Genomic DNA, 12,352 nt, shown 5'->3' on the forward strand with positions numbered 1-12,352 from the left:
CCGAAGGAAATTGATTCTTCGGCTTTTTTATATCCAAGAAACAGAGCTTTTCCTATTATAACACAGCAATAGTCAGTCACGTTAACCCAGATAGACTTACTACAGTACAATTTGTCCATTTCAATAAATTTACAGATATTTGACCAGGTCTTGAGTCATCTATTTAAAACATGAAGAAGACTTTAATTGTTTAATTGTTAACAAAATTATTTTCTTCAATATTCAGATTTGATACATAGATAACTAACACTTAGTCAAAGGATTATCAACTGTAGTTTTCACTATACTTTCAAAAGTAACATACTTGAGATAGCTGTCTAAACCCCAGCAGTGTGAACTAAAATCGAATGCTTATTTAAGAAATATTGATTTCGGCTATATGGGGTTAAAAAATAAAATTAATAGTTTCAAAAATCGTGCAGAAGCTATTGTCACAGATCGACGCTTTGTTATTGGCTTGTACATCCTAGTAGCTATCCTAGCTGCGACAAAACAATATTTACGGGGCAACTTCAACAATTACCTAATTTTCAAACACGTATACTGGCACAGCAAGGAGTTTTTGGATTTATACGCGTTGTATCCCAACGAATATTTTGACAGCAACCACTATGGACCGTTCTTCGCCCTGCTAATAGCGCCATTTGCACTATTGCCTGATGTCGTTGGGATGGTTAGCTGGAATATTGTCAACGTCATTGTCCTATGCTGGGGCATCTACCAACTACCCATATCTGAAAAAAATCGATCCTGGATTGCCATCATAGGTGTCCATGAAACCTTAACGGCACTCCTCGGCTTTCAATTTAACATTGCGCTAGTCGGTCTAATGCTGTTATCCTTTTCCTATATTGTGAAAGGCAAAGATATCTGGGGTGTTGTCATGATACTAATTGGTTTTTTAGTCAAACTATATGGTATCGTTGGCTTAGCATTTTTCTTCTTCTCAAAAAACAAAATACGGTTTGTAGTTGCAGGGCTAATTCTTTTGCCCATTTTAGCCTTTTTACCTTCAATTATTTCTACGCCAACCTATGTCTATGATAACTATATCGGCTGGTATGAATCTTTAGTAGAAAAAAATGGTCAGAACATCACCTTAAGTTCTCGACAAGACGTTTCGTTGATGGGTATTGTCCGTCGTATCAGTGGCGACCCAACCATCCCCAATACCCCATTTATTGCAGTAGGCTTATTATTATTCGCACTTCCCTACTTGCGTATTGGTCAATACAAGACTCAAGGTTTTCAGCTCGCTCTCCTTAGTTCTGTACTGATATTTCCTGTGATTTTCAGTTCTAGTTCAGAATCGCCAACCTATATCATCGCCATGTTTGGCGTAGCGGTATGGTTTATGATGAAATCAGCGCCCCGTAGTCCCGCACAGATTACATTATTTGTGCTTGCCATGTTATTAACGAGCTTTTCACCTTCTGATCTTTTTCCAAAATTTGTGCGTGAGGAATATATCATCCCTTATTCTTTAAAAGCATTGCCTTGCGTATTGGTTTGGTTTGCGATTGTTTATGAAATGTTAACGATAGACTATAAAAAATCGGCAACAGTATGATCGAAAAAAAACTAGTCTCTGTTGTCATACCTGCCTATAATGAGGCCGAGAATATCCCAATAATAGCCAGCGCTCTAGAAGACACCTTTGCTACACTTCCGGATTACGGGTTAGAAATAATTTTTGTTGCAGATGGCTGCACCGATAATAGCATTGCTGTTATCGAAAGTCTAGCTCAACATTCAAAACATATTTTTTACCTAGAATTTTCCCGTAATTTTGGTCATCAACTAGCTGTAAAAGCCGGTATGGATTACTCTCGTGGTGATGCTGTCATCTGTATGGATGGGGATATGCAACATCCGCCATCTTTAATACCTGAATTGATCAAAAAATGGCAAGAAGGCTATGAAGTAGTCTATACCATCCGAAAAGAGGACAAAAGACTTCCTTTTAAAAAGCGCTTCACTTCACGGATTTTCTACAAAGTATTAAATAAGCTTTCTTCGGTGCAACTAGAAGCTGGAGCAGCAGATTATAGACTTTTAGACCGTTCAGTTGTCGATGTCATGAAACAGTTTCATGAAAATGAGCCTTTCCTTAGAGGCCTTGTCAAATGGGTAGGTTACCGTCAGTTTGCAATCTCGTATAACCCTGCTGAACGTCATTCGGGGCAGTCAAAATACTCGCTCAAAAAAATGTTACGTTTTGCTTTGCAGGGAGTAACATCTTTCTCAACCAAACCTTTATATATGGTTGTATATCTAGGTTTTTTGTTTTCAGGTCTATCCGTTTTATATTTACCCTATGTCGTGTATGCATTCTTAAGTGGACACGAAGTATCGGGCTGGGCATCATTGATTATGACCATTGTTTTCTTTGGTGGTCTACAACTCATCATGCTCGGAATTATCGGTATATATATCGGTAAAATGTTTACGCAGGTCAAAGTACGACCTAATTATATTGTACGCTCTACAAATATCAACACTCCAAACAAGCCATGATACTATTAAGTTTTGACATAGAAGAGTTTGACATGCCATTCGAATACAACAAGGATATCTCATTTGATGAGCAGATTCGTCGTTCTATTGAAGGGACAGAAGCAATTCTAGACATACTGGCGAAGCAACAGGTAAAGGCAACATTCTTTAGCACAGTCGTATTCGCTCAGCATGCGCAAGGTACGATACACCGTCTATTGCGGGAGGGGCATGAATTGGCATCGCATGGTTATTATCATTCAGATTTTAGTCCTGAACATCTATTAGCCTCAAAAACGGCTTTAGAGGAGTTATTCGATGTATCTATCCAAGGATACCGTATGGCGAGGATGCAACCTGTCGACGAAAAGGAAGTTGAAAAAGCAGGGTACATCTATAATAGTTCTATAAACCCAACGTGGCTTCCTGGAAGATACAATAATCTCCATATTTCGAGACGTTACTTTTGGCAACAAAATGTCTTACAAATACCCGCCTCAGTTACACCTGTCGTGCGCTTTCCTTTATTCTGGTTATCCTTTCACAACCTTCCACTATGGCTATACAATGGTTTGTCACGGTGGACACTCAACAAGGATACCTACTTGAACATCTATTTTCATCCTTGGGAATTTACAGATCTAACAGACAAAGTCAAATTTGGCTTCCCATTCTATGTCCGTAAAAACACAGGAAAAAAGATGATCCGTCGCATGGACAGCTTTATCGCCAGCATGAAGAAGAGCAAAGCTGACTTTGTAACGTTCAAAGAATTTATCCAACGCAAAAAAATAAATAATGGGAATATGGACTAAGGCATGGCCTATCCTTAAAGTTGTCTTCAAACTATCTTTTACTATCGCTGCCCTGACTTGGGTAGTATATAATGTAGATATGTCCGCAGTCAAAACGATTTGGAAGAACTCAGATCCCCTTATGCTCTTTGCGGCATTTGTTGCATTTTTTGTTTCACAAATCTTTGCTTCGACAAGGATACGCTCTTATTTTTTGGCCACGGGCTTAAAACTATCCGAATGGAGCAACTATAAACTCTATCTCTTGGGCATGTTCTATAATATGTTTCTCCCTGGTGGTGTAGGTGGAGATGGCTATAAAATCTATTACCTCCGGAAGACACACCATGCAGATACCCGCAAATTGATTTTAGCTACTCTCCTTGATAAGGCGAGTGGGCTATGGGCATTATGTGTTATATCTTTAGCCCTTCTTCTAAAACTACCACAGCTCCATATACCTACCATTTGGATCTGGCTATTGATGATCGTAGGAACTATTGTCTATTACTTGATATACCACATCGGCTTCAAAAGCTTTTTATCTAGTTTTGTTACGACCAATGCTAAAGCAATGGGTGTACAGCTCTGTCAAGTCTTATCTGTCGTTTTTACGTTGTACGCATTGGGTATCAAAGAAAACCATACTCCCTATCTGGTCCTCTTTATGGTTTCTTCACTTGTTGCTTTATTTCCGCTAACAATTGGCGGATTGGGAGCGAGAGAATTAGTATTCATGTATGGTGCTGAATACTATGCGCTAGATGCACAGATTGGGGTTGCAATAAGTTTATTTTTCTACGTTATATCAGCACTGGCTTCACTCCCTGGACTATACTTCGTCTTCTATAACAAGTATCTGGAAGACTCGCCTATTGCAGACTAAAAGACTAAGCCTTTAGCTTATCAGCAACAAATTGAACTATCGAGTCGAGTTCTTGAGGCTCGAACCAGGTCGTATTACCGTATTTTTTAAACCAGGTAATCTGCCGCTTTGCATAGCGCCTTGAGTTTTGTTTAATCTTGTCGACAGCTTCTTCCAAAGAAATCTTTCCATCAAAATAATCGAACATCTCGGCATATCCGACTGTCAACAAAGCAGGTTTATTACGAAATTCGGATAAAGATCTAACTTCTTCTTGTAATCCTGCTTCAAGCATCCTATCCACACGCAAATTGATACGATCATATAATTCACCCCTATCCATATTTAGTCCAACGGTTACGACATCAAATGCTCGTTCACGGACTGCATTCTTCTGGTAGTAGGACATAATAGGATTGCCTGTTGCTTCATAAACCTCGAGTGCACGTATCACCCGCTGTGGGTTATCCACATCTGCAACTTCGTAATAGGCAGGATCGACTTCTAAAAGACGTTGTTTTAAGGGAGCCAAGCCTTCCCTCCTAAATTGCTCATTCAACCGCTCTCGCACTCCATCGGGTGCCTTAGGCAGATCATCGAGTCCCTCTGTAAGTGCCCTAACAAATAGACCAGAGCCTCCTACTGCGATCACGACATCATGTTTACGAAAGAGTTCGCTTAGTAAACCCAATGCATCTCTTTCATAATCTCCCGCAGAGTATTCTTCTTCTATCGAATGAGAGTCAATAAAATGATGCACGGCAGCCTTTAATTCGTCCGAATCAGGCTTGGCAGTACCTATAGACATTTCACGATAGAACTGTCGAGAGTCTGCCGATAGCACTTCTGTAGCAAAATGTTGTGCTAAAAAAATAGCCGTAGCAGTCTTACCTACTGCTGTAGGTCCAACCACTACGACTAGTGTCTTTTTTTTATCTGTAGCCACTATAGCTTAATAATCCTCTTCAACACTACCAAACTCCGCTTGGCCTTCTTCTTCCCCATCCTCATCATCGCCATCCATAGTGTCATAGTCATCGTCTTCATCGACGCCATATTCTTCCGTAGCTTCTTCTACATACTCATCGTCTTCGTCATCGTCACTGGCTACCGGAAAATTAGCTGCGGCAACCATTTTTGGTGCCTGTCCGACCGATTTAAAAATGGCAGGATATTCTTTTCCTTCTTCTTCCTTTAAAATCTTCACCAACTCCACATGAAAGTCATAAGGGCGATCAAAATTATAGATATAATAAAACTTCTGGTGCGGATCATCGATAAACTTACTCAAGCGAATATCTTCCATCAAGAGAACTCCGGCATCGATCTTACGCTGAGATGGCATAAGTGCAATTTCGGTTCCTTTTTTCCATTGATCATTACTTACATAAAAAGAAGAAGAAGCATCGACCTGGTACCCCGTACTCTTATGGATTTCCCGATGCAATTCCACGAACGTACTTTTTGAAGGCATATCGATGTCACGATATATATCTTCGTAATCTTCAAATGTTACTCTAAATCTATAAATTGCCATAATCAAAATTGAAAATAAGCCTACGCCTATCCAAATGTAAAAATATAAATTATTTTGATGTCACTAAGGACAATGTTTCTTTCGGTTCTAAGTTGAGCCCCTTCGCTCGTGTCACCATAAATTGATAAGCTGCTTCTCTTTCATTTGGGATTTCACCTTCCAATATCGCTTCTCTAATAGCATTCTTGATTATCCCCACCTGCTTACCTGGTCCTAATCCAAAGACATGCATAATATCCTCTCCAGTCACTGGAGGTTGCCAGTTCCGCAAGTGATCCCGTTCTTCGACGTCCTTCAGCTTCTGCTTTACCAGTTCGAAATTATCTCTATATTTCTTTTTCTTAAACTCATTTTTAGTTGTTACGTCAGCATGGCACAAAAGCATCAATGCATCGATATCATCCCCTGCTTCAAACAACAAACGTCTTACAGCCGAATCTGTCACAATATCTTGAGCTAATACAATGGGCCTCAAATGCAGTTGTACCAACTTCTGAACAAATTTCATTTTTTCGTTCAGAGGCAGTTTTAGTTCTCCAAAAAGCTTGGGCACCATACGGGCACCTTTATCTTCATGTCCGTGAAAAGTCCAGCCTGCCTTCTTATCAAATCTTTTGGTAGCTGGCTTAGCAATATCATGCATAATTGCAGCCCACCTCAACCATAGGTCATCCGAAAGCTCTGCCACATTATCCAATACTTCCAAGGTATGATAGAAGTTATCCTTATGACCTCGACCGTCAACGATCTCGACACCATACAATTGATGCATAGCAGGGAATATGATTTCCAACAATCCCGTATCAAAAAGATAACGAAAACCGATAGAAGGTTTTGCCGATAGGATAATCTTATTAAGCTCGTCCGTAATCCGTTCCTTCGATATAATCTTAATACGGTCCTTATTATCCACAATCGCCTGTATGGCTTTAATATCTATCTTGAAATTCAGCTGAGTTGCAAACCGTATGGCACGCATCATTCGTAACGGGTCATCAGAAAACGTTTCTTTTGGATCCAACGGTGTACGTATAATGCGATTCTGTATATCTGCTACCCCGTCAAAAGGGTCCAATAACTGCCCAAAGGTAGCTCCATTTAGTGAATAGGCCATCGCATTAATGGTAAAATCGCGTCGATTCTGATCATCTTCCAACGTACCGTCCTCTACGATAGGTTTGCGCGAATCCCTTCTATAAGATTCTTTACGGGCACCTACAAATTCTATATCCAAACCATCATACACCAACATCGCTGTCCCAAAAGACTTATAAAGCGCCACCTTGGTACGCAATTGTTCTCCTAGCAGAGTAGCAAACTCAATTCCAGAACCAATCACCAATATATCGACATCGTATTTAAATGGCCGCCCCATAAGCCGATCCCGGACATATCCGCCAATGACATAGCAGGCCGTATCCGTTTTATCGGCCAAATCTCTAATAATGGGAAATATAGGGTGTTGTAATTGTTCTATCATAGCTTGCGCATACAGACCTAGAGGTCTAACAAGTTACAAAAGTACTTATTTTAAAAGAATTTTCTGAACTATTAACAGAGTTAATTAAGTTATGCTTCTAGTCTCTGTCTCTCGAAAGCTTACGGAAGGCCAATGGGCTTGCGCTCAGTTCTGCCTGTTCTCTACGATTCTTAACGATATGTACAGCTGTAAAAATAGCTTCTAGAAAAGACTCATGCGATGCTAAGTTCTTTCCTGCGATATCGTAACCCGTACCGTGATCTGGAGAGGTGCGCACAATTGGAAGCCCCGCTGTATAATTCACCCCTTTACGGTCTGCAATATGCTTGAAAGGAATAAGCCCTTGATCGTGATACATAGCTAATACTGCATCAAACTTCAAATACGTAGTAGATGCAAAAAATCCATCTGCCGGATAGGGACCAAAGCATAGGATACCTTCAGCGTTGGCCTTTACTACAGCAGGGCGGATAATCTCGTCATCCTCTGTACCAATCACACCATTATCTCCAGCATGAGGGTTCAGACCGAGTACAGCGATTCTAGGTTTTTGAATCCAAAAATCCTTCTTCAAACTGTTATTCATCAACCTCAGCTTCTTAAGTATTGCCTCTTCAGTAATCTGAACTGCCACATCCTTTATCGGCACATGCCCTGTCACTACACCTACGCGCAGATCATCACAAAGCATAAACATCAGCACATCGTCTGCACCAACCTTCTGCTGAAGATATTCAGTATGTCCCGGAAAACGAAAGCCTTCCTGTTGTATATTATGCTTATTGATAGGAGCCGTGACCAACGCATCGATCTTTCCTGCTTCCAAATCTGCTACAGCTCTCTCCAACGAAATGAATGCATACTTACCTCCGATTTCATTTTCTTCACCCAGGGTAATCTTAACATCTTCCTGCCAACAGTTAATGATGTTAGCACGTTTGGCGTTCGCTTGATCTGGATGTTGAATTACATTAAAGCTAAAATCATTGATATTATTTGCCTTACGATGGAATGAAGCATTTTTAGTATTACCATATACAATAGGCGTAAAGTAATCCAGAACACGGCTATCCAACAGTGATTTAATAATCACTTCCATCCCGACTCCGTTTAAATCACCTATACTGATACCTACTTTTAATTTTTCACTCATTTCATTAAAGCATTTTATACTCAAAAGTAACAAAAATTAGGCAAGGAAAAACACTCGAGCATTGAAATTATCCTTATTGCATAAAAAATAGTAATGCTCCATAACCTTTATTTTAAAGATTCATGACGTTTTTCTTCTTTTTACTTTTTACTTTTGGGCTTTGAGACATTTCATTTTTCGACATTTCACATGAGTACAGTACGTGCAAAAAAACATCTCGGTCAACACTTTCTAAACGATAAGAATGCGGCGCAACGCATTGTAGAAGCTTTGACCCCATCGCTAGGCTTCACACAGGTACTAGAGGTAGGCCCAGGGATGGGTGTTCTTTCTGATTTTTTATTACAAAAGACAGCGTATGAAACTTACCTGATAGATGTAGATGATGAATCTATTGAATTTTTAGCAGACAAGTACAGCGAACTAGGTGATCGTTTAATCCATGGCGATTTTCTAGCCCTTGACTTTTCTAAGTACTTTGGCGACAAAATGGCCATAATTGGCAACTTCCCCTATAATATCTCCTCGCAGATTCTATTCAAAATCTTGGACGAAAGACATCGCGTAATACAAATGGCGGGTATGTTTCAAAAAGAAGTTGCTGAACGGTGTGTCGCCAAACCTGGAAGCAAAGAGTATGGTATACTGAGTGTCTTTCTACAAGCATACTATAAGGTAGAATACTTGTTTACTGTCAAGGCTGGAGCTTTCAACCCTCCGCCCAAAGTACTTTCAGGCGTGATGCGTATGACCCGGAATGAGGTAGAACAACTAGATTGCGACGAGCAACTATTCTGGAAAGTTGTAAAAGCAGGCTTTAATCAACGTCGGAAAACACTACGAAACGCATTGTCAGCTGTCGTCCAAAAAGATAAGATGAGTGACAATCCACTTTACGAACTACGCGCCGAACGCCTTACCGTAGGAGATTTTGTACAGCTTACCAACGAAATAGCGAATTCACGATAATTATAAAGTACTATGGACAGCGAATTTCTAATTATAGGGGGAGGTGTTGCTGGACTTACGACCGCAATAGCACTTCAATCGATTGACCGAGATTTTAGACTATTCGAACAGAGCCAACTACTACAGGGTATCGGTGCCGGATTTGGTTTGGCGGCCAATGCTATGCAAGCTTTAGAGATACTCGGGCTTAAAGAAGGAATCGAACAGCTGGGCTACTATATCGACAATTACAACATACGCAGTTCGAACGGCACCATCCTCTTCAGTCCTGACACCAAACGTCTCTCTAAACAATACAGCCAAAAAAACTTCGCTATACATCGGGCCGACTTACATAGTCATCTACTCTCTCAAATTCGGACGGAAAACATCGTTTTAGGGAAAAGAGCAAACAGACTAGAACAGGACGAGCAATCTGTCCGTGTTTTCTTTGAGGACGGCAGCACACATACCACCAAATACCTGATAATCGCGGATGGTGTAAAATCACTGTTGCGCCAACAGCTTGTTCCCTCTTCCGTCCCTCGGTATTCGGGTTATACCTGCTGGCGTGCTACTATTGACAACAGCAGCATCAAACTAAACCAAGGCTTTGAAAGCTGGGGCAGTGCTGGTCGATTCGGAGTTACCCCATTGGTTGACAACCGTATCTATTGGTACGCCTGTGTCAATGGAGAGCCAAATAGCCCGATATTCAAGAGTACGACAGCTAATGATTTAAAAAAACGTTTCCAACACTATCATGCCCCCATCTCTACCATCCTAGAATCGACCCGCGACGAAGACCTGATATGGAGTGACATTATTGATATCAAACCTTTAGAACACCTTGCTTACCATAACATTTTGATCATTGGGGATGCAGGGCACGCTACCACCCCCAATATGGGACAAGGCGCCTGTCAGGCACTGGAAGACGTCGCTGTACTTATTGACGAATTGCAGCAAAATAAGACTACAATCGAAGCCTTTCGTTCTTTTGAAAAAAGAAGATTAGCACGCACCCGTTATATCACGGACACTTCTAGACAGATTGGCCACGTCGCACAATGGGACAACCCGCTGCTGATTGCCTTACGTAACGCATTGGCTAGGATAGCTCCCAATCGAATAAAGCAACGCAGCTTATCGAAACTACTGTCTAGAGACTTTATGCAGATAAAAACACCCTAAAATGAATATTCTAATTGTAGACGACATCCACAAAATATTACTCGATAAATTCGACGAAAACAATATTTCTTACAACTACCAACCCGATATCAAACGGGAGGAAGCGGAACAATTGATTGCGTCTTATGACGGCCTAATCATCCGTTCGAAGTTTCAAGTAGACAAAAATTTTATAGACCTAGGAACTAAACTCCAGTTTATAGGTCGTTCTGGTGCAGGAATGGATAATATTGACGAAGCTTACGCTAGCTCAAAAGGAATCACACTGCTACCAGCTAATGAGGGAAATCGGGATGCCGTAGGCGAGCATATGATCGGCATGCTCTTAAGTCTGATGAACAACCTTAATCGAGGAGATAAAGAAATCCGTAATGGGAAATGGAGGAGAGAAGAAAATCGAGGCTATGAACTTATGGGACGTACCATAGCCCTCATTGGCTATGGCCATAACGGTCAGGCTATGGCAAAAAAACTCTCCGGATTTGGTGTTACTGTTCTCGCTTATGACAAATATAAAACTGGTTTTTCGGATGAATATGCGACAGAAGTATCTATGGAAGAAGTTGTCAAACGAGCCGACATATTAAGTTTTCACATACCTCTTACGAGAGAAACCAAAGGAATGGTTGATGAAGAATACCTCCTTCATTTCCGCAAACCTATTTTCTTCTTAATGGGAGCTCGGGGAGGAATAGCACATATCCCCGCGATATTGAAAAACCTAGACAACGGCAAAATCCTTGGAGCAGCATTTGATGTACTGCCTATTGAGAAATTCCCTGCATTGGCACAAGAAGAATGGTATGCGAACCTTATACAGAGAGACAATGTATTACTCAGTCCGCATGTTGCTGGCTGGACCTTTGAAAGTTACTATAAGCTATCAGCTATCCTCGCGGATAAAATCATACATCTACAAGACAAATAATAATACGCAAAAGTATTGTACCAATAGGGCTACATCAAGCAAATAAACTTGATGGTAGCCCACATTCTTCTTGAATAACACAAAGTACAAAGCGATACCAATTAAAATATCCGTTAAAATAACCCCGGCTTTAGCAGGCACCGCAAACGGTACAGTCACCAACAGACAGATATGTATTCCAATTAAAATATAGCATAGGAGCTTAGCTTTTCGCTCACCTATAAGGTGGGGGATAGTTTTCAAATGATAATAGGAGTCTTGTTTCATATCCCTGATATCGAAGGGTAGCGTACAAATCAGTAGAAATAAAATTTTCAGGAACCCTAGTGCATTTGCTTGTCCCCAATCTACAGGCACTGCTTCTCCCCAAGCTTCGACAACCGGCAAGCCTACACTACTCAATGACCATACAACTGCTATATGAAAAAGTTTCAGCCCAGGAACCTGCCGTAAACCGCCTGCTTTTCCAGAAAAACGAAAAATGGGTAGACTATACCCCACACTAACTATCCCTACCACCCCCAAGAACAGCCAGGTATAAAAATGAACATGACCTAAACAATAGAGAAGCAATACTGATGCGATCAGATTATTCAACCAAAATATACGTTCATGTCCAAAAACCCACCTGGTTCTTAAATAAGGAGAGTCTTGGGGATTCTTTGGTTTGGATAAAAATAGGCTAAAATTATAAAGCAATAATGTAGCTGTACCCTCGATACCTACCACATACCAGTTGGATGGCAACCCGAGAACGATATAGGTCAAAAGACACTGGGCCATAGCGGCCGATGCAATCAACACATTACTAAAAATTATAAAATGATATATTTTTTTGAGTGGATTCATCCCATTCTATCTCGCCTATTGACACAACAAATTAAAAAGCTTCTTGTGACAAAAATTAGTTTTTAATCGCAAAAAAAATTAAATTAGCCTTACAACAGACTCTTTTAC

12 protein-coding genes are annotated in these 12,352 nt (G+C 40.6%); 7 read left to right on the forward strand and 5 right to left on the reverse strand.

Features of this window, described 5'->3' with window-relative positions; all coding sequences use genetic code 11:
* The first annotated feature begins 379 nt into the window (after positions 1–379).
* Genes CLV99_RS15770 through CLV99_RS15785 form a run of 4 tightly spaced genes read left to right on the forward strand, consistent with a single transcriptional unit; the run spans position 380 to position 4,176 of the window.
* On the forward strand, positions 380–1,570 hold the full coding sequence (locus CLV99_RS15770; protein ID WP_133585473.1) for a glycosyltransferase family 87 protein: 1,191 nt from the start codon (positions 380–382) through the stop codon (positions 1,568–1,570).
* Positions 1,567–2,517: a glycosyltransferase family 2 protein gene (locus tag CLV99_RS15775; RefSeq protein WP_133585474.1), complete on the forward strand. Its 951-nt coding sequence runs from the start codon at positions 1,567–1,569 to the stop codon at positions 2,515–2,517. Before CLV99_RS15770 ends, CLV99_RS15775 begins: the two co-directional genes overlap by 4 nt.
* Positions 2,514–3,311 (forward strand): polysaccharide deacetylase family protein, encoded by a 798-nt coding sequence (locus CLV99_RS15780; RefSeq protein WP_133585475.1) that lies wholly within the window; start codon positions 2,514–2,516, stop codon positions 3,309–3,311. Before CLV99_RS15775 ends, CLV99_RS15780 begins: the two co-directional genes overlap by 4 nt.
* Complete coding sequence (locus CLV99_RS15785; protein ID WP_133585476.1) at positions 3,295–4,176, forward strand: lysylphosphatidylglycerol synthase transmembrane domain-containing protein; 882 nt, start codon at positions 3,295–3,297, stop codon at positions 4,174–4,176. The genes CLV99_RS15780 and CLV99_RS15785 overlap by 17 nt, the downstream gene beginning before the upstream one ends.
* A gap of 4 nt (positions 4,177–4,180) precedes the next feature.
* Here the strand turns inward: CLV99_RS15785 and miaA are convergent, their stop codons facing one another.
* The 4 genes from miaA to pdxA all read right to left on the reverse strand — a co-directional run bounded on the left by miaA (position 4,181) and on the right by pdxA (position 8,325).
* Positions 4,181–5,101, reverse strand: a complete 921-nt coding sequence (gene miaA, locus CLV99_RS15790) for a tRNA (adenosine(37)-N6)-dimethylallyltransferase MiaA (protein WP_317126634.1) — start codon at positions 5,099–5,101, stop codon at positions 4,181–4,183.
* Between the two features lie 6 nt (positions 5,102–5,107).
* Positions 5,108–5,692: an IS1096 element passenger TnpR family protein gene (locus CLV99_RS15795; RefSeq protein ID WP_133585478.1), complete on the reverse strand. Its 585-nt coding sequence runs from the start codon at positions 5,690–5,692 to the stop codon at positions 5,108–5,110.
* Positions 5,693–5,741: 49 nt separating this feature from the next.
* Positions 5,742–7,172 carry a CCA tRNA nucleotidyltransferase gene (locus CLV99_RS15800; RefSeq protein ID WP_133585479.1) on the reverse strand — a complete coding sequence of 477 codons (1,431 nt, stop codon included), beginning with the start codon at positions 7,170–7,172 and terminating at the stop codon, positions 5,742–5,744.
* Positions 7,173–7,269: 97 nt separating this feature from the next.
* The gene (gene pdxA / locus CLV99_RS15805) at positions 7,270–8,325 is read right to left on the reverse strand and encodes a 4-hydroxythreonine-4-phosphate dehydrogenase PdxA (protein ID WP_133585480.1); all 1,056 of its coding nucleotides are present in this window, start codon (positions 8,323–8,325) and stop codon (positions 7,270–7,272) included.
* A gap of 189 nt (positions 8,326–8,514) precedes the next feature.
* Between pdxA and rsmA the strand changes: the two genes are divergently transcribed.
* The 3 genes from rsmA to CLV99_RS15820 are packed head-to-tail and all read left to right on the forward strand — an operon-like array spanning position 8,515 to position 11,395.
* Positions 8,515–9,294, forward strand: coding sequence for a 16S rRNA (adenine(1518)-N(6)/adenine(1519)-N(6))-dimethyltransferase RsmA (gene rsmA / locus CLV99_RS15810; RefSeq protein ID WP_133585481.1), 780 nt, complete (start codon positions 8,515–8,517; stop codon positions 9,292–9,294).
* A 12-nt stretch (positions 9,295–9,306) separates the two neighbouring features.
* Positions 9,307–10,467: an FAD-dependent monooxygenase gene (locus CLV99_RS15815; protein ID WP_133585482.1), complete on the forward strand. Its 1,161-nt coding sequence runs from the start codon at positions 9,307–9,309 to the stop codon at positions 10,465–10,467.
* 1 nt (position 10,468) lies between these two features.
* Positions 10,469–11,395: an NAD(P)-dependent oxidoreductase gene (locus tag CLV99_RS15820; protein ID WP_133585483.1), complete on the forward strand. Its 927-nt coding sequence runs from the start codon at positions 10,469–10,471 to the stop codon at positions 11,393–11,395.
* Here the strand turns inward: CLV99_RS15820 and CLV99_RS15825 are convergent.
* Positions 11,381–12,244: a UbiA prenyltransferase family protein gene (locus CLV99_RS15825; protein WP_133585484.1), complete on the reverse strand. Its 864-nt coding sequence runs from the start codon at positions 12,242–12,244 to the stop codon at positions 11,381–11,383. The genes CLV99_RS15820 and CLV99_RS15825 overlap by 15 nt on opposite strands.
* Positions 12,245–12,352 lie beyond the last annotated feature (108 nt).

It is taken from the genome of Sphingobacterium yanglingense (assembly GCF_004363245.1).
Lineage (GTDB): Bacteria > Bacteroidota > Bacteroidia > Sphingobacteriales > Sphingobacteriaceae > Sphingobacterium > Sphingobacterium yanglingense.

What these genes read in the sequence shown, in the direction of transcription:
- CLV99_RS15780 (WP_133585475.1), top strand. Translation starts at nt 2,514, where the DNA reads ATGATACTATTAAGTTTTGACATAGAAGAGTTTGACATGCCATTCGAA.
- CLV99_RS15785 (WP_133585476.1), top strand. Translation starts at nt 3,295, where the DNA reads ATGGGAATATGGACTAAGGCATGGCCTATCCTTAAAGTTGTCTTCAAA.
- CLV99_RS15825 (WP_133585484.1), bottom strand. Translation starts at nt 12,244, where the DNA reads ATGAATCCACTCAAAAAAATATATCATTTTATAATTTTTAGTAATGTG.
- CLV99_RS15820 (WP_133585483.1), top strand. Translation starts at nt 10,469, where the DNA reads ATGAATATTCTAATTGTAGACGACATCCACAAAATATTACTCGATAAA.
- pdxA (WP_133585480.1), bottom strand. Translation starts at nt 8,325, where the DNA reads ATGAGTGAAAAATTAAAAGTAGGTATCAGTATAGGTGATTTAAACGGA.
- CLV99_RS15775 (WP_133585474.1), top strand. Translation starts at nt 1,567, where the DNA reads ATGATCGAAAAAAAACTAGTCTCTGTTGTCATACCTGCCTATAATGAG.
- CLV99_RS15770 (WP_133585473.1), top strand. Translation starts at nt 380, where the DNA reads ATGGGGTTAAAAAATAAAATTAATAGTTTCAAAAATCGTGCAGAAGCT.
- rsmA (WP_133585481.1), top strand. Translation starts at nt 8,515, where the DNA reads ATGAGTACAGTACGTGCAAAAAAACATCTCGGTCAACACTTTCTAAAC.
- CLV99_RS15800 (WP_133585479.1), bottom strand. Translation starts at nt 7,172, where the DNA reads ATGATAGAACAATTACAACACCCTATATTTCCCATTATTAGAGATTTG.
- CLV99_RS15815 (WP_133585482.1), top strand. Translation starts at nt 9,307, where the DNA reads ATGGACAGCGAATTTCTAATTATAGGGGGAGGTGTTGCTGGACTTACG.
- CLV99_RS15795 (WP_133585478.1), bottom strand. Translation starts at nt 5,692, where the DNA reads ATGGCAATTTATAGATTTAGAGTAACATTTGAAGATTACGAAGATATA.